Origin of the sequence: Aquimarina besae, assembly GCF_042434905.1 — a bacterium.
Lineage (GTDB): Bacteria > Bacteroidota > Bacteroidia > Flavobacteriales > Flavobacteriaceae > Aquimarina.
This window is the reverse complement of the sequence record NZ_CP170199.1, coordinates 122924-149864: the sequence shown is the minus strand read 5'-3', so window position 1 is coordinate 149864 and position 26941 is coordinate 122924. Positions and strand designations below refer to the sequence as shown.

Genomic DNA, 26941 nt, shown 5'->3' with positions numbered 1-26941 from the left:
AGGTAGGTTACTGTAATTAATTGATTATTAAGAAAATATTTAAAAATGAAATCCCAAGACATCAGAAACCAATTTTTAGCGTTTTTTGAATCCAAAAAACATAGTATAGTGCCTTCTGCACCGATGGTGATTAAGGACGACCCGACCCTGATGTTTACCAATGCCGGGATGAACCAGTTTAAAGAATATTTTTTAGGCAATGGAGTTTCTAAAAATAACCGAATCACAGATACACAAAAATGTCTTAGGGTCAGTGGTAAGCATAATGATTTGGAGGAAGTTGGCATGGATACCTATCACCATACCATGTTTGAGATGCTGGGCAATTGGAGTTTTGGAGATTATTTTAAAAAAGAAGCTATTGAATGGGCGTGGGAACTGCTAACAGAGGTATTTGGGATTGATAAAGACATACTTTATGTTTCTGTTTTTGAAGGAGCAGAAGATGAAAACTTAGAAATGGATCAGGAAGCCTATGATTTGTGGAAAAATATTGTCCCCGAAGATCGTATTATCATGGGTAACAAAAAGGATAATTTTTGGGAGATGGGAGATCAGGGACCATGTGGACCTTGTTCAGAAATTCACGTAGATCTTAGGTCAGAAGAAGAAAAAGCAAAAACACCAGGTCGTGATTTGGTTAATCAGGATGATCCGTTAGTTGTAGAAATCTGGAATCTCGTATTTATGCAATTTAATCGCAAAGCAGATGGTTCTCTGGAGAAATTACCAGCACAACACGTGGATACAGGAATGGGATTTGAGCGTTTGTGTATGGCGCTACAAGGTGTTAAATCTAATTACGATACAGATGTATTTACACCTTTGATACGAGAGATAGAGACAGTTACCAATACTACATATGATAAAAATAGTTTACCAACTGACCCAGATGGTAAAGTAAGTGTAGCTATTCGTGTGATTGCAGATCATCTTAGAGCAGTATCATTCTCTATAGCAGACGGACAGCTACCAAGTAATACCGGAGCTGGATACGTGATCCGCAGAATTTTGAGAAGAGCTATCAGATATGGATTCACATTTCTAAACACCAAAGAGCCTTTTATCTACAAATTGGTTGAAACGCTTAGTAATGAAATGGGAAGTGCTTTTCCTGAGTTAAAATCTCAAAAAAATCTAATTACCAATGTGATTAAAGAAGAAGAGAATTCATTTCTACGAACTTTAGACCAAGGATTAGTATTACTGGATAATGTGATTAAGAATACAAAAGGTAAAGTGGTTTCAGGAAAAAAAGTATTTGAATTATACGATACCTATGGTTTCCCTGAGGATCTTACAGCACTTATTTTGTCAGAGCAAGGATATGAATATGAAAAAGAAATTTTTGAAGCAGAACTACAGAAACAGAAAGATCGTTCTAGAGCTGCTTCTGAAATAAAAGCCGGAGATTGGGAAGTTTTAATTCCGAATGCAGAAGAAGAATTCATAGGATATGATCACATCTCAAGCGAAGTAAAAATATCGCGTTATCGCAAAGTAAATAGTAAAAAAGATGGTGAGTTGTATCAATTAGTTTTAGATAAAACGCCTTTTTATCCCGAAGGCGGTGGACAAGTTGGAGACAAAGGATATTTGGAAGCTGCTAATGGTGATGTGTATTATATTTTGGATACAAAGAAAGAGAATAATCTGATCATTCATTTTACAAAAAGTTTACCTAATCACGTAAAAGACACTTTTACAGCAGTAGTGAGCGATAAGACACGTACAACATCTGCAGCAAACCATTCTGCAACTCATTTGTTACATCAGGCATTACGTACTGTTTTGGGAACTCACGTCGAACAAAAAGGTTCTATGGTGCAAAGTGCTAATTTACGCTTTGATTTTTCGCATTTTTCGAAGGTTACATCGGAAGAGTTACAACAAGTAGAAGATTTTGTAAATGCTAGAATACGAGAAGCATTACCATTAGAAGAAAAACGAAATATCTCCTATGATCAAGCTATTGCAGAAGGCGCTATTGCACTGTTTGGTGAAAAATATGGAGATTCTGTTCGTGCCATCCGTTTTGGGGAATCCATGGAATTATGTGGAGGAATCCACGTGCAAAACACTAGTGATATTTGGCATTTTAAAATCACATCAGAAAGTGCTGTGGCTGCCGGAATTCGAAGAATTGAAGCAATCACCAGTGATGCTGCGAAGGATTATTTTACCAATCAGTCTGAAGCATTTTCTGAAGTAAGAGCTGTTCTGAAAAACCCAAAAGATCCAATTAAAGCCATTACAGCACTGCAGGAAGAAAACGCAAGTCTCAAAAAACAAATAGAGGTTTTGCTTAAGGATAAAGCCAAGAATCTAAAAGGAGATCTGAAGTCAGAATTCATGGACATAAACGGGATTCAATTTTTAGCAAAGAAAGTAGATCTTGATCCGGCAGGTATCAAAGATCTGTCTTTTGAAATAGGTGGAGAAATAGAAAATGCTTTCATGATTTTCGGAGCTGATAATAATGGGAAAGCATTACTGTCGTGTTACATTTCAAAAAATCTGGTAGAAGAAAAAGGATTGAACGCAGGTCAAGTGGTTCGAGAACTTGGAAAATATATTCAAGGAGGTGGTGGTGGACAACCCTTCTTTGCCACGGCCGGCGGGAAAAATCCGGCAGGAATTGAAGAAGCTTTGGAGAAAGCTAAGCAATATGTATAACTAAAACTGAAGCCCCCTCTCTCTCCCTTTGGGGTGAGGGTTGGGGTGAGGGCTTATGAATTTACAAACCAAAATATCCTTAAAACCTCAGCAACCTAAAATTGATTATGATGCCGAGTTGTTATTGCTAGGATCTTGCTTTGCAGAAAATATAGGAGAAAAGTTTGATTACTTTAAATTTAAAACCTTGATCAATCCTTTTGGGATACTTTTTCATCCAAAAGCCATAGAAACCTTTCTTTGGATGGCTACTCAGAAGGAACAGTATACTGAAACTGATTTGTTTTACCATAACGAGCAATGGCATTGTTTTGATGCGCATTCTAAGTTGAGTCATCCGGATCAGAAACAATTACTGCAATCTCTTAATGAATCCTTGAAGGAGACTTCTAAGAAGATTCAGTGTGCTACGCATATCTGCATTACATTGGGTACCGCTTGGGTATATCGGTTACACGCGTTGGATATGATTGTGGCCAATTGTCATAAAATTCCGCAAAAAGAGTTTCAAAAAGAGCTATTATCTGTAGAAGAAGTAAGTCAGTGTTTACAAAATAGTATTGGTTTGATTAAGAGCTTGAATCCAAGCGTAAAAATAATATTCACCATATCTCCCGTAAGACACAGCAAAGATGGTTTTATAGAAAATAATCGTAGTAAATCACATTTGATTGCGGCAATTCACCAAACGATAGATGCTAATCAAACTTGTGATTATTTTCCTTCATATGAAATAATGATGGATGAGCTAAGAGATTACAGGTTTTATGATACTGATATGATTCATCCGAGTGCGGTTGCTATTGATTATATCTGGGAGTATTTTAAACAAACATGGATTTCTGAAGAAGCGTTAAAAACGATGAATACAGTCAAAGAAATCCAAAATGCAATGGCGCATAGGCCATTTAATCCAAAAAGCAAACAACATCAGTTATTTCTTCAAAAGTTAGAAGAGAAAAAAATACTGGTACAGCAGAAATATTCTTTTATCCGTTTTTAATTTTATTTTTGTTGTTTTTCGCTATCGTATCAGGCTAAAACTTCCTTTGAAAATAGTATTATTGGTATCAATAAAAGTAAACCAATATTGACTAGAAGGCATCAAGCTTCCATTGTATGTTCCATCCCATCCACCAGAATTACTTGAGTTAAACTGTTTTAATAGTTTTCCTAATCTGTCGTAAATTCTAATAGTTCCAGAAGTATTAATTGCTTGGGTAGGTTTAATATTCCAAAATTCATGAAACCCATCACCATTTGGGGTAAAATACTCTGGAAACAAATCAGAAACATCACAAGTTCCTGTACTGATATTTATCTCGAAACTTGATTCTATACTACAGTTTATTGTATTATTATAAATGTAAATAGTTTGTGAAGTCGTGATTTGATCACCCGGAAAAAAAGATATGCCAGTACCATTAGGTGAAGAGAAATAATTTCCATTGTCAAGTGCAGGTAAAATATATGTATTACAAGCAACCACATCCTCTAATTCGTCTACTTCCAAATTTTCAATAGTTACAACAAAACTACTTTCGTTAGAGCAGTTCAAATTTTCGGTGTAAATAAAGATTTCTTGTGTGCTTCCAATAATATCGCCAGGGAGTAAAAGTGTCCCAGATCCTCCACTTTCGGTAAAATAGTCATTGTTTGGATTTAAAGCTGGTAACGTATAGCTTTCGCATTCCACAATATCCATAAGAGTGTCTACCGTAGGTGGCCCAGTTATAGTCACTGTAAAGCTGCTTTCGTTGTTACAGGTTGCAGTTCCGGTATAAATATAGATTTGCTGGGTGGTCATAATCATATCTCCTACAGTCAATTGAGTACCGGTGGCACCACTACCTGTATAATAAAAATTATCAGTGCTCAAGGCAGGTAATTCGTAACTTGTACATTCAGTGGTATCTGGTAATGTATCTGCTACAGGTTGCCCCAGTATGGTTACAGTAAAGCTACTTTCGTTATTACAAGTTGCAGTTCCTGTATAAATATAGATTTGTTGAGAACTCATAATCATATCTCCGGCAGTTAATTGAGCTCCTGTTGCACCACTACCTGTATAATAAAAATTATCAGCGCTTAAGACAGGTAATTCATAGCTTATACATTCAGTAACATCTGTTAGAGTGTCTACTACAGGCTGTCCAGTTATGGTTACAGTAAAGCTACTTTCGTTGTTACAGGCCGTAGTTCCGGTGTAAATATAGATTTGCTGGGTGGTCATAATCATATCTCCAGCAGTCAATTGTGTTCCTGTTGCACCACTACCTGTATAATAAAAATTGTCTGCGCTTAAAACAGGTAATTCATAATTTATACATTCGGTAATGTCTGAAATTGTATCAACAGTTGGTAGGTCCGATCCTCCATCTGTAACCATCCATCCATCTGAGGTGATCATATTTTCTCTAGCCGCTTCTCCAAGACAGTACAAGCTATTACCTCCACTAAAGGTTACATTGGGTTGTAGGTTTTGCGCGTTCCAATTTATTAATAAAGAATCATAGTTTTGGGTAGATAAAGTAATACCACCAAACATCCCTGATGCATCAGTAACATTTTCTACATTCCAGTTACCCAAATCTTGATCAAAAGAGCTGGCGTTATTAAACATAAGACTCATATCCATTACAGATGAAACATCCCATCCACTAATATCTTGATTGAATGAAGCGGCGGCTCTAAACATTCCGTGCATATTTGTCACAGCGGATACGTTCCAATTTCCAATATCTTGATTAAATAGAGTAACTTCATTAAACATAAGAAACATATCCGTTACAGAAGATACATTCCATCCACTAATATCTTGATTAAACATTGATGCTCTATTAAACATAGAGGACATGCTGGTAACAGAAGATACATCCCAACCACCAATATTTTGGTTAAAACTACTGGCATCCTGAAATAGCGCTGACATATCAGATACAGAAGATACATCCCATCCACCGATATTTTGATTAAAAGAAGCTGCACCATTAAACATAAAATCCATTTGGGAAACATTAGCAACATTCCAAGTGCTTAGATCTCCATTAAAAGAAGTTGCATTTTCAAACATAAACCTCAAATTCACTACGTTTGTAACATCCCAAGAACTAAGATTTTGATTGAAAGAAGTTGCTCCTCTAAACATTGCTGACATATTTGTAATTGTAGATACATCCCAACTAGTGACATCGCCATCAAATGAAGCGGCGTCATTAAACATTCTTCTTAAATTAGTAACATTCGATAAGTCAGGAGTGTCGATTGCAGGATTAATGATATTGAGGTTAGTGCAACCACTAAAAGCATTTTCCATTGAGAACCAAGATATATTACCCCATTGTTCGATTGTTTGGATTTTGTCTCTGTCAGCAGCAACACTATTAAAGAAAATTCTAGGAAAATCGCCTGAAATACTCACTGTATAAACTCCCGGTGTTGTATAATTATGTATAGCATCTCCTGTTTCTCCAGTTGTGATGATACCATCTCCCCAGTCTACATTGTAATTATAGCCACCTCCTACAGTAGGAATTGTTATGGTTTCATTAGCAACAGTTGTTTCCCAAGTGGTAATAAAAGCTCCAATATTATTAATAAGTGTTAGTTGAAAACTTTGTTCTATACTATCGCAGCCATTAGGATCATATGCATATAGGGTAATCGGATAAGAAGGGAAATCAGCAAAATTTAGAATTGTGCCCGCTGTGTAAGCAGTTCCTCCACCATTGGTTGCGGTATAATACATTTCTGTTCCTGAAAGGTCTGTACCTGTAATTGCAGGTAATGTATAAGAATTGTTTTGAACAACATCACTGATAGTATTTAGAACTGCTGTATTTTCTTTTCCTCCATCTGTAATTATCCAGTTAAAATTGTCGATAATAGATTGACGCTCTGCCTCTGCATTACAGTATATACTATCACCCCCGCTAAATGTAACATTAGGCTGTAAAGTCTGAGTACTCCAACCAATCAATAAGGCGTCATAGTTTTGGGTGGATAAAGTTACCCCATCAAACATGTTTGATGCATCGGTGACATTCTGAATATTCCATACACCAATGTTCTGATCAAAAGAACTAGCCCCTTGGAACATAGTAACCATATTGGTAACCGAAGACACATTCCAGATGCCTATGTCTTGATTGAAAGCAAATGTATTTCTCAGCATACTCTGCATATTAGTAACAGAAGAAACATTCCAAGCGCTAATGTCTTGGTTAAATGAAGTAGCAGAATTAAACATAAAGGACATATCTGTTACAGAGGATACGTCCCATATTCCAATATTTTGATTGAAAGTATTTGCTGATGCAAACATTGCTCTCATATTTGTAACATTAGAAACATCCCATCCGCTTATGTTTTGATTAAAAATCGTAGCACGATTAAACATAGCATTCATATTAGTAACATTCGCTACATTCCAACTTCCTATATCAGCATTAAAATCTCTAGCTTCAGAAAACATACCTCTCATGTTTGTGACATTAGATACATCCCACGAGCTAATATCCTGATTAAAAAAATCTGTTTGACCAAACATAAACTCCATATCCACTACATTGCTAACATCCCAAGTGCTGATATCCTGATTAAATACCTGTGCATTTATAAACATTGTACTCGTATCTGTAACATTAGATACATCCCAATTGCTAATGTTCTGATCAAAAGAGACTGCATTGTTAAACATGGAACTCATGTCCGTAACATTAGATACATCCCAACTACTGATATCACCATTAAAAGTACTTGCGTCTGAAAACATTAGGCTTAAACTACTTACGTTTGATAGATCAGGAGCATCAATACCGGGGTTGGTAATGGTAAGATTGCTACAGTTTGCAAAAGCACCAGCCATAGAGGTCCAGGCTATATTTCCCCATTGTTCTATGGTCAAAATCTTATTTTGATTGTCTGCAGTGGAAAAAATAAATGTTATTCTGGGGAAATCCCCGGAAATACTCACGGTGTGTATTCCTGGTGTGGTATAGCTATGCGTAGCATTACCCATTTCTCCAGTCGTAATAGTACCATCACCCCAATTTACATTATAATTATAGCCTACACCATTGGTAGGAATTGTAATAGTTTCATTGGCAGTGGTAGTTCGCCAGGTAGTAATAAAATCCTGCGCTACTATCGATTGATTTTGTAATAATACTAATAGTAGAAAGATAAGAAATTGAAAAATTTTTTTGTAGATAAGTGTCTTTTTAAAAAGACCTAAATATGGAGGCATAGAATAATTAATTTTTAAAGAGCAAACAAACGGTCATTAAGTTTGATGCATAATAAAAGCTTACTTTTTTTAATGATTATCAGTTAATTGTAGATGTGAAGTCTGTCAATTACGGCGACCAATATAAGAATTAAGAAAACAAGTAGGGCCAATTTTTTATGACATGATTTAAAATTTAAGATTAAATCAATTCTTTTCATAAATATTAGAATTTTTCTCAATTTCTTTTTCACTAGAAGATTCTGTGTTTATAAAATATTTCAGATTTTATTCCTCACTTTAACAACAACATACTTTTCTAATATCATAGCGACAAAATTATTCATTAATTAAATAGAATTAGATTTTTTAGAACGTTATGTTAACTTGTTAAATATAAAGACACTAATTAAGTAGGATAGATGCATAAGTACAAAAATCTTTATTGTGAGGTTTTTTACGTGAGATCGGGTGATGACTATATAGAGTCGTCCCCGATCTTTATCTAATTATTTCTTCTTGGCTCTTCTTCAAGCAAAACAATTTTAGTTTCTAAGTCAAGTAAACGGTCATACACATCTATAGGTTCTGGAATCTGTTTTGAAGCAAACATTGTAATATACCAGGTTTCTAGGCTTTCTTCAGAATTGATAGTATAGGTTGGATAATTACCATCTTTATTGTTTGATTTAAGAATAAGTTTTCCAGGCTCTTCAATCCTGTTACTAACCTCCTTAATTAATGAGCATATTTTGTGTAATAATTTCAATACCACTTTCGATCAAGTGCTTTATACTTGGTTTTTTCTTCTTTATACCATCCAGATATTTTAAAATAGCATTGGCAAAATTTGGTTCTCTATGATATACTAATTCATAGATTTCGATAGGAAGTAACCAATCTTCGGAATGGTCTTTTTTGATAATAGCAAAAACAGCCTCTAAAGAAAACTTAGTATTTTTACCTTTTCTTACATTTCTAACAGCCTGATATAGAGTGTGTAGTTCTTGTTCTTTTGGGGAGTAGGTTCTTTTTATCGTATTCATATCCGGATTATGCGTTATCATATCAAATGAGTAATCATCAGCCGGTCCAGAGAATGCAGATACAATTTCTTTTCCCACCGCCAGATCAAAAGTGCCCCACTCGGGTTTAAATAAATATTCACCTCTATATTTGATGGTACACTCTTTAAACTGAATAAGAATTAACTCTCCTTTGATATTTCTCATTCCAGTGATATTTATTCCCGCAACAGTAATACCACTTTCAAACTCAAATTCGATATATTCTCCATCATAAAAATTATAAGCTTTTAGATCTCTGGGAGACATATTCTCTATAGCTAAATTGATGCCTTTCAACTTGCCCAGTGGAGATCTAAACCCATTAGGATGTGTATCGATTCCTTGTCCAATTAGTTCTTTTTCTCTAAAAGATAGTGCTGTTGGCCCTGAAGTTTCAAAATAAATAACCTCATTATCTTCATTCTTGATCATCCTGGTAAACACACCAGAAATTTGTAAACCGGTGCTGAGTTCTATAGTGCCTAGATTCTCAGATTCGATTAGTTTCGTAAGCCCACGATGTCCACCTTTTCGTAAAGCCATAGTGTCAGCAAATTCCTCAAGAACTTGACACAAATAGGCAAAATCAGGGGTTACAAATAATTGAGGCTGAGGTTTGGTGATATCAAAATCTTGAAATGCAGCATCCGGAGAATATGAAAGTTTTTTCACATTATCTGTCATACACCATTCACTTTCTCCAATCGACGAAAGCAAACCTGCACCGTAAATCTTTGGATCATCAAGCGTACCAATCAATCCATATTCAACCGTCCACCAATGTAAATTACGGATCAAAGCCATTTCTGAAGGTTCGGACTTTTGATTCTGCAGTTCATTGACTCTGTTTTCAGCATCTTCAATCTCTTGGGCAGAGGAATCTGCAGATTCTTTTAAAATAGAAAGTGTACGAACCGCATCATACATGTCATAATCTCTTTTAGATGAAATTGCTTTGCATCCAATTTTTCCAAAACGTCTCAAGTATTCGGCGTAATCTGGATTGGCAATAATGGGAGCATGACCCGCTGCCTCATGAATGATATCAGGAGCGGGTGTGTATTCTATATTTTCTAACTGTCTGATGTCAGATGCTATAACCAGAATATTATACGCCTGAAATTCCATAAAAGCATTGGGTGGTATGAATCCATCGACCGCAACTGCCGCCCATCCAATTTCTTTTAGGATCCTATTCATTCCGTACATACTAGGAATTTCATCGATAGAAATCCCTGTTTTTTCTAATCCTGTTAAATAAGATTTATGTGCTACTTTACTCAAAGAGGCAATGTTTTTACGCATTACATACCTCCAAACTGCTTGATCCACAGGGGTGTATTCATCGTAGTTTTGAGGTTTGATGAATTGTTTAAGATGAGGTGGTAATCTGTCGAGTAAAGGATTAGATACTATCTGTTCAGGCATAGCACATTCAAATTTTAGTCTAAAATTTTGTTTTCGAAAGTACTAGTTTTGAAGATAATATTGGAATTAATTAACTAATTTTGTTAAGAGGCATTAAGGCCTTGACTGGACTTATCGTTATTATTTTAGAAAGATATTCGATTATCTGATCTTTCTAATTGCTTGATTAATAAAAAAATACACTAACTTAATATACCACACAAATATTATGAGAAAACTTATTTTATATGCTGTAGCTTTACTCGTAAGCAGTCTTGCTAGCAGTCAGGTAACAAACGAAGGATCTCCAAAGAGTTGGGATTTAGATTTTTTAAGTAAGGAAAAGCAAGCTTTAACTGCTATTGAAATGCCGACTTTTGATCTAAAAAAGATACAGATGGAAGATGCAATAAATGATCAGGATAAATCAAAAGTATATCGTTTTGGATATGAATTTAAAGTTGATTTGGGTTTTAAAAATGCTGGTGTATGGAATCGACTAGAGAATGGAGATTGGATTTGGAGAATTAGAATAAAGTCAAATAATGCTAAAACCATCAATTTCGTTTTTGATAATTATAAATTGCCAAAAGGCGCTTCTGTGTATTTTTATAATACTGATAGATCTGATTTATTGGGTGCATATACAGATGTATTTAATAGGGAAGATAAAATGTTAGGGACTTGGATGATAGAAGGAGATGATATTATTGTAGAATATTTTGTTCCGGCATTGATGAAAGGAAAAGGAGAATTAAATATCTCTAAGGTAGTACATGGATATAGATCCGTTACAGATACAGAACTAGAGGCTAAAGCTTTAAATGATTCAGGGAACTGTAATCAAGATGTTGATTGCCCTGTAGGATCGGATTTTGATGGTTTGAAGGATGGGTTGAAACCTGGGGTAGCACTTTTTATTCTAGGTGGAGGTGTCTGTTCAGGAACATTAGTAAATAATACTAGTAACAATAGAAATCCTTATTTTCTATCTGCAAATCATTGTTTTGAAAACACTAATGGGACGAGTAACCCAGCTACCTGGGCGTTTAGATTTAACTGGGTTAGCCCAAATCCTTCTTGCGGCAATACAACACCAAGTACTAATGGAACTTTTGATCAAACCACCAGTGGAGCAACGATATTAGCCAATAATAGAAAATCTGATGTGTTATTGGTAAATATTGATACAAATTTACCGGAGAGTTGGAACTTAGAATGGGCAGGTTGGGACAGAACGGGTAATGCGCCAAGTTTTGTAATAGGAATTCATCATCCATCGGGGGATATCATGAAGGTATGTCGTGAAAATGTAAGTCCAACAGTTGTAAATAATGTTAATATCGGCGGATTGCTTGCTCCTACGGATACTTGGAGAGTTGCTGATTGGGATTTGGGTGTTACAGAAGGAGGGTCGTCAGGATCAGCCATTTTTGATCCTTTAGGTCGAATTATAGGTCAATTGGCAGGAGGGTCTGCTTTTTGTGCTAATGGTGGTTCAGGAACTAATGATAATAATCTACCGGATTTTTATGGAAGGTTTGATGTTTCTTGGGATTTTGGAACAACAAATGCGACAAGGCTATCTAATTGGTTGGATCCAACCAATACAGGAAGAACTACACTGAATTCTTTATCCGAAGAAATAGCATTAAGTGTGGATGAAAATGAATTTGCCAGTAGTATGGTTTTATATCCTAATCCTTCTCAGGGAATTTTGAACGTAAATAATAGGTCTGGAAGTCAGCTAACTTACGAAGTTTACAATATCGTTGGTCAACAAATCAAAAAAGGACGAGTTGTTTCAGAAAGTTCGTCAATTGATTTATCAGGAAATGAAAATGGAGTTTATTTTATTTCCATAACAGATATCTCTACTAATGTGAATATTACTAAAAAAGTGGTATTGAGGAGATAAAATTTAATTTATAATAATCCCCTGAACTTTAAAATACATTAAAGTTCAGGGGATTTTTTACTTTTCTTTTTTGGCAAAAAGTATATTTTCTTTTTTTCCGTTAGTTAAACTAAGAGTGTTTCCTTCTAAATTTTTGTTTTTTTCTTCTGAAAGCATTTTAAAAAACTGTTTTTCGAGATTACTAGTTTCTTCACAAAACATTTTAGTGGCTATAGGAAAACCAGTGGTTAATAACTTGCCATCTACGCTATACTCACTAGTATAGGAATTACATCCTGAGAATCCAGAAAGTGTTTTTTTGGAAGGGTCAAAGGTTAAAGTAAGTTTATATTTAGAAACGTCTTCACCATAAAGTGTAGAAACAAAGTAAGTGCCTGTAAGCTCAGGCTCTTTTTGCGATGTTTCACTTTTGTTGTTTGCTATATTTGCACTATTACAATTACTCAATAAGGTAACTGAAAACAGGAGAAAGCTTACGTATTTCATGAGGGTTTGGATTGTTTTTAAACATCAATGCGATGTAGTATAGGCATAATATAACAAATTTATTATATTTTAGTCTATAATCTCTTGCAAAGCACGGAGCATATTCTAAAAATTATTAGTAACCCTAACGTAAACCCCATTTTGCCAATGAAACAAGAAAGTAGAAAGCAAGAAATTATCAATGCAGCTGCCATTCTGTTTAAGGAAAAAGGGTATAGTGCTGTTACCATGAGGGATTTGGCAACAACTATGGGTATCAAAGCAGCTAGTTTATATAATCATATCCAATCTAAACAAGAGATTTTATCTACAATTATTATAGAACTTGCAGAAGAATTTACTTCAGGAATGAATGAAATAGTGCACTCTGATCAAAATTCAATTCAGAAACTAGAACATATTATAAGCTTACATATTGATGTAACATTACGCAATGCTGACGGATTGGCTTCATTGAATAATGATTGGATGCATCTGGAAGAAGAAAATCTTTTATACTTCGAAAAAATGCGCAGGGATTATGAAGAGAACTTTAGGAACATCATAAAGAAGGGCGTAGAATTCAACGAAATCAAACCGAACAATATTGAGATTATGGTATTTTCTACACTCTCTACCCTAAGAACCTTGTACTTATGGTATCCGAAACAGAAAAATATTGACGCAAATATTCTAAAGAAAGATATGATCTCTGTGTTGCTCAAAGGGGTAGTTTAAAATTAACAATTAATTAATTGCGTAAGAAACTAACAATTGTTAGTTTTGTGATACTATAACGATATAGTATAGCGCCAAATGAATGATTTTCATACCATAAAAATAGCTGAAGTCCATAAAGAAACAAAAGATTGTACTTCTATCACTTTTGATATTCCTAAAGAATTAAAAGAAAAATTTTCCTATAAACAAGGTCAATATCTAACTCTAAAGACATTATTGAATGGAGAAGAGGTTAGGAGAAATTATTCTTTATGTTCCAGCCCTATTGAGGATAAATGGCAAGTAGCCGTAAAAAAAATAGAAGGAGGACTTTTCTCCACTCACGCATGCCAGGTTCTGAAAGCAGGAGATGAGCTAGAAGTTTTGGCACCCAACGGAAGTTTTTTTACCGAAGTCGATCCAACGAAATCAAAAAATTATATTGTTTTTGCAGCAGGAAGTGGTATCACACCTATTTTGTCAATCATTAAGACACATTTAGCATTAGAGTCCAACTGTACGTTCAAATTATTTTACTTGAATCGCACCGTAAAATCAATTATCTTTAAGGAAGAGATAGAGGCCTTAAGAAATATGTACTTCGGAAGGTTCGAGATATTTTATTTCTTAACAAAAGAACACCGAGATATACCTTTGTTAAATGGGAGATTTACGTCGGATAAATTAAAAGAGCTCACCGACAAGATTATTGATGTTTCTAGTGTCGATGAATGCTTTATTTGTGGCCCAGAAGAGATGATCTTTTTAATACGGGATGAGCTGTTAGAGGCAGGATTGTCTAAAGATAAAATTCATTATGAACTTTTTTTCTCGGGCGTTACAGAACAGGATAAGAAAAGAGCAGCTACAGCAGTAGAACATAAATTTGATGAAACCAAAGTGACTATTATCGATGGTGGTAAGGAATTTCATTTTGGGATGAGTAATGAGTATGATAATATTTTAGACGGAGCATTGGCCGCTGGAGCGGATCTTCCTTTTGCCTGTAAAGGAGGTGTTTGCAGTACCTGTAAATGTAAATTAATAGAGGGAGAGGTAGAAATGAAAATAAATTATGCGCTCGAGGAAGATGAGGTCGCCAAAGGATTGGTTTTGTCTTGCCAAGCAGTGCCAACTACAGAAAAAGTTGTGGTTGATTTTGATGTATAAAATTTAGTTGTTTTCCAGTGTGCCACATAGATTTTATCAAAACGTAAACTGGAATCTAAATCATAATAAAAATTGTTGTTATGAGTGAAAAAGAAATTAAAAACACCCGGGCTGAGCGTAGTCGAAGTCTGGAAGAAATCTTTGAGCAGAGAATTGCCAGAGATGAAAAAATTGAGCCAAAAGATTGGATGCCTGAGAAGTATCGCAAAACACATATCAGGCAGATATCTCAGCACGCACACTCCGAAATAGTGGGAATGCTACCAGAAGGCAATTGGATATCCAGAGCGCCTTCGTTAAGGCGTAAAGTAGCATTATTAGCAAAGGTTCAGGATGAAGCCGGACATGGATTGTATCTTTACAGTGCTTGCGAAACACTAGGCGTTTCGAGAGAAGAGCTTTATGAGCAGTTACACACCGGAAAGGCAAAATACTCTAGTATTTTTAATTACCCAACCTTAACCTGGGCAGATATAGGTGCTATTGGTTGGTTGGTTGATGGTGCAGCGATTATTAATCAGGTACCGTTATGTAGTACTTCATATGGACCATATGCGAGAGCAATGATCCGTGTATGTAAAGAAGAAAGTTTTCACCAACGTCAGGGTTATGAAATAATGATGACCTTGGCAAAAGGAACTCCTGAACAAAAAGAAATGGCGCAGGATGCGCTAAACCGTTGGTGGTGGCCTTCTCTAATGATGTTAGGTCCAACTGATGCAGAATCAGTACACACAGAACAGTCCATGAAATGGAAGTTGAAACGTAAAACAAACGATGAACTTCGTCAACAATTTATAGATCAAACTGTTCCTCAAGCGGATCTTATAGGATTAACCATTCCGGATCCAGATTTAAAATGGAACGAAGAAACTAAGCATTACGATTTTGGCGAAATTGATTGGGATGAATTCTGGCAAGTCGTTAAAGGTCACGGTCCTTGCAATGAAGAACGATTATCCGCTAGGGTAAATGCTTGGAATGAAGGTGAATGGGTTCGCGATGCCGCAATGGCGTACGCTGATAAGCAACGAAATAATAAAATAAAAAAAGCAATTTAATAAATCTTATTTACACCTTTTCTCTTTACGAGAAGGTTGAAAGTGAGGGTCTTTAATTATGAAAAAAAACTGGCCACTTTGGGAAGTCTTCGTAAGAAGCAAAAACGGACTAGAACATCGTCATTTTGGAAGTTTACACGCAGCCGATGCAGATATGGCATTAGAAAATGCTAGGGATGTATATACCCGAAGAAGTGAAGGCGTAAGTATTTGGGTGGTGGAGTCAAAACATATCACTGCTTCTAACCCTGCAAATAACGGAGAGTTGTTTGAGCCGGCACAGGATAAGGTGTATAGACATCCTACTTTCTACACGTTACCGGATGAGGTAAAACATATGTGATTTGCTTCGCAAATCACCCTGAGCGAAGCCGAAGGGTAAAACTTGTAAAATTAAAGATAGCTTTAACAGATGAAAAAAGAAAATTTAATTCAATACATCTACGGGATTGCAGATAACGCATTAATATTAGGACAACGTCTTTCTGAATTATGTGGTCATGGGCCCAACTTAGAAACTGATATCGCTTGTACTAATATGGCATTGGATTTATTAGGTCAAACACGTAGTTATTATCAATACGCAGCTCAACTATCAAATGATAAAGTTACAGAAGATGATATAGCATTTCTAAGAACCGAAAGGCAATACAAAAATGTATTGTTAGTGGAACAACCAAATAATCACTTTGGCTACATCATAACGAGACAGTTTTTTTTCGATGTTTTTCATTTATTGTTGTTACAAGAGTTACAAAACAGTAAGGATTTAACACTTTCTGCGATTGCAAAAAAAGCAATCAAAGAAGTAAGTTACCACCAGCGTTTTTCTTCAGATTGGATTAAACGATTAGGTGACGGTACCGAGCTAAGTCAACAAAAAGTGCAGGAAGCAGTAAACGATCTCTGGAAATTTACAAATGAGTTATTTCAATTAACCGATATTGATGAAGTAGCTGTTGAGCAAGGTGTTGGTGTTGATGTAAGACTTTTAAAAGATAAATATTACGAGATCATTAGAAAGGTTTTAGAAGAAGCCACCTTAACAATTCCAGAACCAAAATGGTTTAGAAAAGGAGGGAAAGAAGGAATACATAGTGAACACATGGGATATTTACTTGCAGATTTACAATATATGCAACGTACATATCCTAATATGAAATGGTAAATAGTATATTTTATGCTATTTCCGTGAAAACGGAAACTTTATTTTGAGTATGGATGTCAAAAATGACAATTGAATTAGAACAGCATATTGACCCTCAATTATACGAGATTCTAGAGAAAGTTAGTGATCCGGAAATTCCGGTATTGTCTATAATGGACATGGGTGTTGTTCGATCTGCCAAAGTAGTTGATAATGTTGCCGAGATAAAAATTACGCCAACATATAGTGGATGCCCGGCGATGGATGTCATTGGTGATGATATTATTAATGCTTTTAAACAAGAAAACATTATAGCAAACGTATCTCTGGTACTATCTCCCGCGTGGACTACAGATTGGATTACTCCAAGAGGGAGAAAAGCTTTAGAAGCATATGGAATCGCAGCACCTTTGGAGGAAGAAGCAGATAAAGAAGCTTTATTGGGTAATAAAAAAAATGTAAAATGTCCGCAATGTAAATCTACTAATACCAAAATGATAAGCCAATTTGGTTCTACAGCTTGCAAAGCTTTATTTCAATGTGAAGATTGTTTGGAACCTTTTGATTACTTCAAATGTTTAAAATAAAATGCTAGGACTAAGAACTACCATATATAAAGTCAGTGACTTAGAAAAAGCGAAACAATGGTATGCAAAGGCTTTTGATACGAAACAATATTTTGATGAGCCATTTTATGTTGGTTTCAACATAGGCGGATACGAACTAGGACTTTTACCAGAAGAAGACAATGCGAAAGACAAATCAGACAACGTCCTTTCCTATTGGGGAGTAGATGATATATATAAGATGTATCAAAAACTTATCGATATAGGTGCAAATGAACACGAAATACCCACCAATGTAGGAGGAGAGCTTATGGTAGCCTCAGTAAAAGATCCCTGGAATAATGTAATCGGAATTATTTATAATCCGCATTTTAAAATAGAAAGTTTAACAAATTAAAAAAATAACCCGTAGTCTTCTCCTTGCGAGCGGATTGGGTTGAGGGCTTATGAACTCAATAGAACTAACAATAGAAAACAAAATTGCCAAAGTAATCTTAAATCGTCCTGATTCCTTTAATAGTTTTAATAGAGAAATGGCATTAAGATTACAAGATACCTTAGACTCCTGTGAAACAAATGATCAAGTAAGAGCAATAATTTTAACCGGTAACGGTAAAGCCTTCTGTGCCGGTCAGGATCTCAAAGAGGTTACTTCTCCTGAACTAAACCCTGGTTTCAGAAAAATACTGGAAGAACACTATAATCCAATAGTAAAAAAAATAAGAAGTATCGAAAAGCCTATTATTGCAGCAGTTAATGGTGTAGCAGCAGGAGCCGGAGCAAATCTGGCCTTGGCTTGCGATATTGTGGTGGCTTCAGAAGTAGCAAGCTTCATTCAGGCGTTTAGTAAGATTGGATTAATCCCGGATAGTGCAGGAACTTTTTTTCTGCCAAGATTGATAGGTTTTCAAAAAGCTTCTGCGCTGATGATGCTTGGCGATAAGGTGTCAGCAAAAGAAGCAGAAAATCTAGGAATGCTGTATAAAGTTTTTGCTACGGATTCTTTCGATGAAGAAGTTACGAAGTTAGCCTTCAAGATTGCACAAATGCCAACAAAAGCTCTTGGATTGACAAAAAGGTTGCTAAATCAATCTATGGTTAATACTCTAGAAGAGCAGTTAGCAATGGAGTCAGATTTGCAAATAGAAGCCGCGGAAAGTGAGGATTATGCAGAAGGTGTTCACGCTTTTATAGAAAAAAGAAAACCAGTTTTTAAAGGAAATTAAAGTATAATTCACAAAATATCGATATAAATATTGTTAATCGTGATTTTCAAATCAAAAATATGATCATAGGCGTAATAGGATCCGGAACTATGGGAAGTGGTATAGCACAAGTTGCTGCTACAGCTGGTTGTAAAGTGAAAGTGTTTGACACGAAACAGGAAGCTCTCGAAAGAAGTCGAAAAGCACTTGATAAGATTCTTTCTCGATTGATCGAAAAAGGAAGAATCGATCATAAAGAAAAACAACATATTCAGTCAAACATCTCATATGTAAATTCTCTTAAGGATCTTAGTGATAATGAGCTTATTATCGAAGCAATTATTGAAGATTTGGAAATCAAGAAAAAAGTATTCTCCGAACTTGAAGGCTACGTTTCTGAAGATACCATTATCGCATCAAATACATCTTCGTTATCTATAGCTTCCATAGCTTCTTCTTTGCAAAAGCCTGAAAGATGTATCGGAATCCATTTTTTCAATCCAGCTCCATTGATGAAACTTGTAGAAGTCATACCTGCTGTACAAACGTCTGATGAGATAAAGGATAAAGTTGTAAAGATTATCCAGAGTTGGAAAAAAGTGGTAGCTATTGCAAAAGATACACCTGGTTTTATAGTTAATAGAGTGGCTAGACCGTTTTATGGAGAATCGCTTCGTATTTATGAGGAAGGATTAGCAGATATCACCACAATAGATTCAAGTTTGAAAGAATTAGGAGGTTTTAGAATGGGACCTTTTGAACTTATGGATTTTATAGGTAATGATGTTAATTATACAGTAACCGAAACAGTATTTAAAGCTTTTTACTACGATCCTCGATACAAACCATCATTTACTCAAAAACGATTATCCGAAGCGGGATATTTAGGAAGAAAATCAGGAAAAGGCTATTACAATTATGATTCACAAAGTAAAATAATATCTCAAAATGTTGGAACCAATCCTGATAGTAATTCAAAGATGAACATATCGGAAGGTTTCTCTAATGAAGAACTTTCTCAATATATATTTAATCGTGTTTTGGTAATGCTTATTAATGAAGCAGCAGATGCTTTATTCTGGAATATAGCTTCTGCCGAAGACATTGATAACGCGATGACCAAAGGAGTAAATTATCCAAAAGGACTATTATCGTGGGCAGATAAAAAAGGAATTGATTGGTGTGTCAATAAATTGGATAAATTATACAGTGTATATCATGAAGATAGATACCGCTGCAGTCCGTTATTAAGAAAGATGGAACAAGAGAATAAAAAGTTTTTCTCGTAAGAATGAGTGCCAAGGATTGAGCAATAAGAAAACAAAGGTTGTATATGGATTCTAAACATAATTTTATATTCGAAAATTTGACTGTCAATTATAAAGCATTGAAATTTAGCAATGTAGCACACACCTGGTTAAAAAAGTTCTTTAGACAAATACCATCTGAACGGAGTTCTCAATTCAAAATAGTTGTAGATTCCAGAGCCCTTAATACTGCCAATAGGTTAGAAAGAATTGTTTTTCAATTTTATAATTATTTAGGAAATATCTCCGATAGTGTATGTCAGGATGTTTCCTGTAGTGCAAAAGCTAGGACAAGAAAATATGGTACCTTCAGGACACTGAAGAGAAAAGAAGAATGATCACTGAACTTTATAAGATGATTAAAGCCATACGAAGTTTAGTTTCCAACAGAATAAAAAATAGATCATGAAAAAACTCAAACCTACTTCCTCAAACCTTATACCACATCAGATGCTCAGTCTGGATCCATTTAGCCAATGGTTAGGTATTGAAGTTTTAGAGGTTGAAAAAGGAAAATGTAAGGTGGGTATGACAATTAGAAAAGAAATGCTAAATAGTATGGGCAAAGCTCATGGAGGAATATCTTATAGTCTGGCAGATACCGCTTTTGGTTTTTCTGCAAATACACATGGTAAGTATGCGGTGTCTATAGAAACGTCTATTAACCATATTGAAGCATTAGAAGAAGGAGATTATCTAACAGCAGAAGCAGTGACTGATATCGCAAAGACTAAAATTGGATTTAATATCGTTGAGGTCAAAAGAGGAGATCAAATTGTGGCACTTTTTAAGGGAGTCGTGTATAGGACTAATAAGAACTGGTAATAGATAAATTAACTAACTAACGAATATGAACCAATGAGAAATTTTGTAGTAGCAATAATATTTTTATCAATTATTTCCTGCGGAAAAGAAGCAAAATCAAAAAAAGAAACTCTAAACGGAACGGAGCCAATCCCTACCGAAATCACAGAGGAAATTTCACAAGAAACTCAAAATACTATCGAAGATCTTTTTAGTGACCAAATAGACATGAAAGTTGATGAAACGGTGTTTGTAATTGATAACGGAACAAACCGAGCAAATGAAGATATGTCTGCTGGTATTATGAAAATGCTGGCGCCTCAACCTTATGATGCCTTCAAACAAAGAATGATGGAAGAACCCGGAGAACAAAACGGAGTAACTTCTTTGGGAATTAAAGAAGTTGAATTGGAAGGTAAAAAGGTACTTGTGCAGAAATCAATGACACTCGATGAGACTGGTGAAAAAATGATAATGATGATGCACGCTTTACCTGCAGGAGAAAAAACTATAATGATATCTTCTTATTTTATGGAAAAAGAAGAATCTAAATACTTACCATTAATAGAAAAATCAGTAGTGACAGCAAAACTGAAAAAATAATACTAAATGAAAGAAGCATACATAATAGATGGAGTTCGAACTCCCATCGGAAGTTATAAAGGAACATTATCTGCTGTTAGAACTGATGATTTAGGAGCTTTGGTTATCAAAGATTTGGTAGAAAAGAATCCAAACATTCCTAAAGAAGACTATGATGATGTCATTATGGGATGCGCTAATCAGGCAGGAGAAGATAATCGAAATGTGGCTAGAATGTGTTCATTACTGGCAGGACTACCGTTTACGGTACCAGGAGAAACAGTAAATCGTTTATGTAGTTCAGGGCTCTCTGCGATCATACACGCGAATAGGGCAATAAAAGCAGGAGATGGAGATCTTTTCATTTCAGGAGGAGTGGAAAATATGACTCGTGGGCCATATGTGATTGCAAAACCTTCTTCTGCGTTTGGCAATGATGCTAAGATGTATGATTCTAGTTTTGGTTGGAGGTTTGTGAACCAAAAAATGCATGAATTGTATGGTACTGATGGAATGGGAAATACAGCTGAGAATTTAGTGGAAAAATATAATATATCACGAGAAGATCAGGATGCTTATGCGTACTGGAGTCAGATGAAAGCTGCAAAAGCTCAGGAATCTGGCAGATTAGCAAAAGAAATTACTACTGTAGAGATTCCGCAGCGAAAAAAAGATCCGATTCTATTTGCTAAAGATGAGTTTATAAAACCTTCAACCAGTAGAGAAGTGCTTGCAAAATTACGTCCGGCATTCAAAAAAGACGGAAGCGTAACTGCAGGAAATTCATCTGGACTCAACGATGGTGCTGCTGCTACTATTATTGCTTCAGAGGATGCAGTAAAAAAATATAATTTAAAACCTCTTGCACGGATCGTAAGTTCTGCAGTAGTAGGAGTAGAACCTAGAATTATGGGGATAGGCCCTGTTCAGGCTTCTAATAAAGCTTTACAAAAAGCAGGAATTACAATAGATGATATTGACGTGATTGAACTAAATGAAGCTTTTGCTTCACAAGCGCTAGCGTGTATAAGAGAATGGGGATTAAAAGATGATGATCCTAGAATAAATCCTAATGGTGGATCCATTGCTATCGGACATCCATTAGGTGTAACCGGAACCAGAATTGCATACTCCGCAGCTTTAGAATTACAAGAACAAAACAAACGATACGCATTAATCACTATGTGTGTAGGGGTAGGACAAGGATATGCCGCTGTTATTGAAAATGCTAAAATGAAATAATTATGAGCATCCCTTTTATAGTCTTTGTCTTTACCTTAATTATTGCTGTTATTATTTTTAACTCCAGCAAAAACCCTAATGCAAAACCAATACGGAATGCTCTTTTAGTCATTCTAATGGTACTTGGGACATACACAGTAACTGCAATTACTTGGGATCTATATGAAGATTATTTAGAGGAGGAGATTTTTACAGAACAAGATGCGAATAAACAAATATTGGCTAACAAACAAAAATTAGAGATTTTTAGAAAAGAAAGTACAGAAAAACAATTATACATAGATATTAAAAATCATTATGAATATCTAAAGAATACTAGTGAATATATTTTACAGCAACATACAACCAAATCCGAATTATTTGAGAGTTATACCTTTAGGAATGAAATAGAAGAAGAAGCGTATGATGATGGTATGGATTATGATTCTGAGTATTTTTTCAATACTTCAGTAGAAAAATTATCAGATGGAATACCACCGCCAATTCCGTTTTGGATAATTCTTCAAAATATTTACACATATTCAGACTTAGACATAGAAGAGGATAATCTATACGATGATTATGATTTGTCAGAGTTCAAACATAACTTTTTTAAACCAGAAAGCGTTTCTGTAGATACCTTCATTAAAGAGAAAGTAGCAACCAAACACTTGATGCAGTACCTGTCTCAAGATATTCGTTCTGTTGACTTTATTGATAATTTTTGGAAATCTCATAAAAATAGAATAATGAAATTTATGCCTTCCATAGAGATGAAATATGGTGAAACACCTGAGCAACGAACAAAAGATTTATTGAAAATATTTAATCAAGGTGTTCTTAAAACTCCTTATAAATCTCTATTCAAAGAATATAACTATGATGATAAAGAATTAGTTGATGAAATAAAACCAATATTAGAGGATATTAACCTGAGCGAAATAGACACAGTTAAATATTATTATGTTAATGAAATGGAACGTAAAATAGAATTGTATGGTTTTTGGGATCGAAGATATACAGAAGGAAATTTAGAGGTAGTATTAAAAATTTTAAATGAGATTCAATAAAAGTACTTAAACCGTGAAAAAGACATATTGGATTTTCGGAATAATTAATACAGTTCTAATTGGCTTAGGAGTTTATTTTTATTACCAGGTTCATCTGGTAGAGAAAGGCGCATCAAGAAAGACCATGGATGAACTGTATGAACATAGTTTAGCTCTGCAGGAAGCAAAAGATAATGAGAACAATTATTCTGAAACCGTAATTCATTATTTCACAGATACAGAAGATTGGGATGTATATAAAGCATTGGAAATTGAAAAAAGAAATTTACGAAGATATAGTGATACATCTGCTCCTCAACTTTTGGTAGATTTATTTAAGTCAGAAGGAGAAATGACTTTTTATAAAAGCATTTTAGGTTATGAGTTGTTCCACCGTAGAGCTGAAATTGATACAAGTAATTTTTCGTTGCACAGTTTTGTAAGTAATTTTATTTATCGGGACTTGAATACTTCTGAAGGAATTATGATATCGGTTATAAAAAATCAGATGGATACTTTAAGAAATCCTATTCACCTTAGAAATACTTTTGAAAAGTATAAAAGAGAGTTTTTTAATTATATTCCAAAAAGTTTTTATCAAAAAGTGTTTAAAAAACAAGTTGCAGAATTATTAAAGTCTTATGATTTTGTCAATAAAATAGAAGATCAAGAATCATATTTTAACGAGTTGTTTTTAAAGGCTAATGAGACACAAACACATTTTGAGGTATGGGACAAAACCTTTTGGTATCGAAGAACATTAGAAAATAATAAAGAAGAGGTATTTCAAATTTTATCAGAGATTGAAACGTATTATCAGCAATAAAGATTAATTAAAAAACATGAAGCTACAATCATACATAACCGGAAAATGGGCTGAAGGTTCTGGTGAAGGAATCGTAATGAACGATGCCGTTACTGGAGAAGTTATAGGTACATCCACTACCGAAGGCTTGGATATTCCAGAAGTTTTACAATACGGAAGAACGAAAGGTGGTGAGGTGTTACGAAAGATGACTTTTCAGGAGAGAGGAAATATGCTTAAATCATTAGCACTATATCTTACTAAAAGAAAAGAACAGTTCTATGAGTTAAGTTATAGGACAGGAGCTACTCGAGTTGACAGTTGGATTGATATAGAAGGTGGTTTTGGTAATCTTTTTGCCAATGCGTCTTTACGTAAGCTATTTCCTAATCAATCCTATCACGTAGAAGGAGATCCTATTGATTTGTCAAGAGGAGGAAGATTTATGGCACATCACATATTAGTACCAAAGCGAGGTGTTGCGGTTCATATCAATGCCTTTAATTTTCCGATTTGGGGAATGCTGGAAAAATGTGCTGTAAACTGGATGGCAGGAATGCCGGCAGTGGTTTTACCAGCACCACAAACTGCATATCTTACCGAAGCTGTGGTGAGAGTAATTGTGGATTCAGGGATTTTACCAGAAGGATCATTGCAGCTTTTAAGCGGAATGACTAAGAATATCTTAGATACAGTAGGATCACAAGATGTAGTAACATTTACAGGTTCGGCACATACAGGAAGAATATTAAAAGCACATCCTAGATTGATCGAAGAATCCGTACCTTTTACGATGGAAGCAGATTCATTAAATGCTTGTATTCTAGGAGAAGATGCAGTACCGGGAACACCTGAATTTGATTTATTTGTAAAGGAAGTTCGAAAAGAAATGACGGTAAAGACCGGACAGAAATGTACAGCCATCCGAAGAATTATTGTCCCTACTAAATTAGTAGAGGATGTACAAATAGCTTTAAGCAGTCAATTAGACAAAGTGACCATAGGAGACCCAAGACTGAAAGAGGTACGAATGGGAGCTTTGGCAAGTAAACAACAAGTAGAAAGTTTTAAAAATAATGTTTCAGAAATTGCTAAAACAGCTCAGATTGTATATGGCGATCTAGACAAAATAGAAACTGTCGGTGCAGATGCTCAAAAAGGAGCATTTGTCAGTCCAATTTTGATGAGACAAGATAATCCTTTCCAAAATACTAATGTTCATGAGATTGAAGCTTTTGGACCGGTATCGACTATTATGCCATATGATACATTGGATGATGCTATAACACTATCCCAGATGGGTAAAGGCTCTTTAGTGTCTTCTATTTTTACATACGACGACCAAATTGCAAAAGAATATGTAGTTGGAGCAGCTTCTCATCATGGACGTATTTTAGTAGGAAATAGAGAAAATGCAAAACAAAGTACAGGTCATGGTTCTCCATTGCCAATGCTTACACACGGAGGGCCAGGAAGAGCAGGTGGCGGAGAAGAAATGGGAGGAATGCGTGGCATCAAACATTATATGCAACGTTGTGCCATACAAGGAACACCGACAACCTTAACAGAAGTTACTGGGATTTATCAAGCTAACTCAAAATATAAAGAATCGGATAAACATCCATTTGCATATCATTGGGAAGACATTGAGCCAGGGATGTCTCTTAAAACTCATAAGCGAACAGTAACAGATACCGATATCATCAATTTTGGTAACCTGACTTGGGATCATTTTTATGCCCATACCGATATCACCTCTTTAGAAGGAAGTATTTTCGAGAAACGTACTGCTCACGGATACTTTATTTTGGCTGCTGCTGCTGGATTATTTGTATATCCGAATAAAGGACCAGTTGCTGCTAATTACGGTTTAGAAGAATGTAGATTCTTACGCCCTATTTATCATAATGATACGGTGTATGTGAGATTAACGTGTAAACAAAAAATAGATCGAGATCATCGTGGCAAAGAATTACCTAGCGGAATTGTAAAATGGTTTGTAGAGGTATTTGATCAGGAAGATGAATTAACTGCAATAGCTACAATTTTGACGATGGTACAAAAGAAATCACCATTTGTACAAGTGAATCGTAAAAATATTGAAGCATATTTAGCAAAGCTAAAAGAAGAGACCAAAGCTAAATGGGGGATGATGACAGCACACCATATGGTGGAGCACTTAGAAAAAACAATTAGAATTGGTGCCGGAGAAATTCAGGATTTCGAGATTGCTACGCCAGAACAGTATTTAGAGAAGGTACAAGAGATGATCTATAATCATAAACCAATGCCCCAAGGACATAATCATCCTTTAATGAAAGAAGGAGTATTAGAAGAGTTGGTTCATGAAGATTTAGACACGGCCAAAATGAAACTTTTAGAAGCTATGGATAAATTTGAAACGTATTTCAAAGAAAATCCAGATGCACTTACCAAGAATGCAGTGTTTGGAGAGATGAATAAGTTTGAATGGGATTTGTTAAACGTGAAACATTTGAATCATCATTTTGAACAATTTGGATTATTATAAAATTTAAGAATAAA

The 26941-nt window shown here is 35.1% G+C and carries 23 protein-coding genes; 19 read left to right on the top strand and 4 right to left on the bottom strand.

All coding sequences use genetic code 11. The features are described from left to right. The first annotated feature begins 45 nt into the window (after window positions 1-45). On the top strand, window positions 46-2676 hold the full coding sequence (gene alaS, locus ACE94K_RS00715; protein ID WP_378178493.1) for an alanine--tRNA ligase: 2631 nt from the start codon (window positions 46-48) through the stop codon (window positions 2674-2676). 55 nt (window positions 2677-2731) lie between these two features. Next, on the top strand, window positions 2732-3679 hold the full coding sequence (locus ACE94K_RS00710) for a GSCFA domain-containing protein (protein WP_378178490.1): 948 nt from the start codon (window positions 2732-2734) through the stop codon (window positions 3677-3679). 21 nt (window positions 3680-3700) lie between these two features. Here ACE94K_RS00710 and ACE94K_RS00705 read toward each other — a convergent pair whose 3' ends face one another. The 3 genes from ACE94K_RS00705 to ACE94K_RS00695 all read right to left on the bottom strand — a co-directional run bounded on the left by ACE94K_RS00705 (window position 3701) and on the right by ACE94K_RS00695 (window position 10398). Further along, window positions 3701-7924, bottom strand: a complete 4224-nt coding sequence (locus ACE94K_RS00705) for a BspA family leucine-rich repeat surface protein (protein WP_378178487.1) — start codon at window positions 7922-7924, stop codon at window positions 3701-3703. Between the two features lie 484 nt (window positions 7925-8408). Then, entirely contained in the window at window positions 8409-8672 is a 264-nt protein-coding gene (locus ACE94K_RS00700) for a hypothetical protein (RefSeq protein WP_378178484.1), read from the bottom strand. After that, a complete protein-coding gene (locus ACE94K_RS00695) occupies window positions 8638-10398 on the bottom strand; it encodes an aromatic amino acid hydroxylase (RefSeq protein ID WP_378178481.1) in 1761 nt (586 codons plus the stop codon). Before ACE94K_RS00695 ends, ACE94K_RS00700 begins: the two co-directional genes overlap by 35 nt. 208 nt (window positions 10399-10606) lie before the next feature. Between ACE94K_RS00695 and ACE94K_RS00690 the strand changes: the two genes are divergently transcribed. After that, a complete protein-coding gene (locus tag ACE94K_RS00690; RefSeq protein WP_378178451.1) occupies window positions 10607-12295 on the top strand; it encodes a T9SS type A sorting domain-containing protein in 1689 nt (562 codons plus the stop codon). A 57-nt stretch (window positions 12296-12352) separates the two neighbouring features. Here the strand turns inward: ACE94K_RS00690 and ACE94K_RS00685 are convergent, their stop codons facing one another. Beyond that, window positions 12353-12781: an META domain-containing protein gene (locus ACE94K_RS00685; RefSeq protein WP_378178448.1), complete on the bottom strand. Its 429-nt coding sequence runs from the start codon at window positions 12779-12781 to the stop codon at window positions 12353-12355. A gap of 147 nt (window positions 12782-12928) precedes the next feature. Between ACE94K_RS00685 and ACE94K_RS00680 the strand changes: the two genes are divergently transcribed. The 16 genes from ACE94K_RS00680 (at window position 12929) to paaZ (ending at window position 26927) form a co-directional block, all read left to right on the top strand. After that, window positions 12929-13498 (top strand): TetR/AcrR family transcriptional regulator, encoded by a 570-nt coding sequence (locus ACE94K_RS00680; RefSeq protein ID WP_378178445.1) that lies wholly within the window; start codon window positions 12929-12931, stop codon window positions 13496-13498. 78 nt (window positions 13499-13576) lie between these two features. Further along, the gene (gene paaE / locus ACE94K_RS00675; RefSeq protein ID WP_378178443.1) at window positions 13577-14650 is read left to right on the top strand and encodes a 1,2-phenylacetyl-CoA epoxidase subunit PaaE; all 1074 of its coding nucleotides are present in this window, start codon (window positions 13577-13579) and stop codon (window positions 14648-14650) included. Window positions 14651-14730: 80 nt separating this feature from the next. Continuing rightward, entirely contained in the window at window positions 14731-15711 is a 981-nt protein-coding gene (gene paaA, locus ACE94K_RS00670; protein WP_378178440.1) for a 1,2-phenylacetyl-CoA epoxidase subunit PaaA, read from the top strand. 58 nt (window positions 15712-15769) lie between these two features. Continuing rightward, window positions 15770-16054: a 1,2-phenylacetyl-CoA epoxidase subunit PaaB gene (paaB, locus tag ACE94K_RS00665; RefSeq protein ID WP_378178437.1), complete on the top strand. Its 285-nt coding sequence runs from the start codon at window positions 15770-15772 to the stop codon at window positions 16052-16054. A 69-nt stretch (window positions 16055-16123) separates the two neighbouring features. Then, window positions 16124-16879 (top strand): 1,2-phenylacetyl-CoA epoxidase subunit PaaC, encoded by a 756-nt coding sequence (paaC, locus tag ACE94K_RS00660; RefSeq protein ID WP_378178434.1) that lies wholly within the window; start codon window positions 16124-16126, stop codon window positions 16877-16879. A 62-nt stretch (window positions 16880-16941) separates the two neighbouring features. Beyond that, on the top strand, window positions 16942-17445 hold the full coding sequence (paaD, locus tag ACE94K_RS00655; protein ID WP_378178431.1) for a 1,2-phenylacetyl-CoA epoxidase subunit PaaD: 504 nt from the start codon (window positions 16942-16944) through the stop codon (window positions 17443-17445). 1 nt (window position 17446) lies between these two features. Then, a complete protein-coding gene (locus ACE94K_RS00650) occupies window positions 17447-17821 on the top strand; it encodes a VOC family protein (protein WP_378178428.1) in 375 nt (124 codons plus the stop codon). Window positions 17822-17870: 49 nt separating this feature from the next. After that, window positions 17871-18650 (top strand): enoyl-CoA hydratase-related protein, encoded by a 780-nt coding sequence (locus tag ACE94K_RS00645; protein ID WP_378178425.1) that lies wholly within the window; start codon window positions 17871-17873, stop codon window positions 18648-18650. 59 nt (window positions 18651-18709) lie between these two features. After that, window positions 18710-19918, top strand: coding sequence for a 3-hydroxyacyl-CoA dehydrogenase NAD-binding domain-containing protein (locus ACE94K_RS00640; protein ID WP_378178422.1), 1209 nt, complete (start codon window positions 18710-18712; stop codon window positions 19916-19918). A 44-nt stretch (window positions 19919-19962) separates the two neighbouring features. Further along, complete coding sequence (locus ACE94K_RS00635; protein ID WP_378178419.1) at window positions 19963-20274, top strand: four helix bundle protein; 312 nt, start codon at window positions 19963-19965, stop codon at window positions 20272-20274. Between the two features lie 67 nt (window positions 20275-20341). Further along, window positions 20342-20761, top strand: a complete 420-nt coding sequence (locus ACE94K_RS00630; RefSeq protein ID WP_378178416.1) for a PaaI family thioesterase — start codon at window positions 20342-20344, stop codon at window positions 20759-20761. A gap of 33 nt (window positions 20762-20794) precedes the next feature. Beyond that, window positions 20795-21343 carry a hypothetical protein gene (locus ACE94K_RS00625; RefSeq protein WP_378178413.1) on the top strand — a complete coding sequence of 183 codons (549 nt, stop codon included), beginning with the start codon at window positions 20795-20797 and terminating at the stop codon, window positions 21341-21343. A gap of 6 nt (window positions 21344-21349) precedes the next feature. Continuing rightward, on the top strand, window positions 21350-22564 hold the full coding sequence (gene pcaF, locus ACE94K_RS00620) for a 3-oxoadipyl-CoA thiolase (protein WP_378178410.1): 1215 nt from the start codon (window positions 21350-21352) through the stop codon (window positions 22562-22564). Window positions 22565-22566: 2 nt separating this feature from the next. Further along, complete coding sequence (locus ACE94K_RS00615; protein ID WP_378178407.1) at window positions 22567-23613, top strand: hypothetical protein; 1047 nt, start codon at window positions 22567-22569, stop codon at window positions 23611-23613. Window positions 23614-23626: 13 nt separating this feature from the next. Beyond that, window positions 23627-24418 (top strand): hypothetical protein, encoded by a 792-nt coding sequence (locus tag ACE94K_RS00610; RefSeq protein WP_378178404.1) that lies wholly within the window; start codon window positions 23627-23629, stop codon window positions 24416-24418. A gap of 16 nt (window positions 24419-24434) precedes the next feature. Then, the gene (gene paaZ, locus ACE94K_RS00605) at window positions 24435-26927 is read left to right on the top strand and encodes a phenylacetic acid degradation bifunctional protein PaaZ (RefSeq protein WP_378178401.1); all 2493 of its coding nucleotides are present in this window, start codon (window positions 24435-24437) and stop codon (window positions 26925-26927) included. Window positions 26928-26941: the final 14 nt, after the last annotated feature.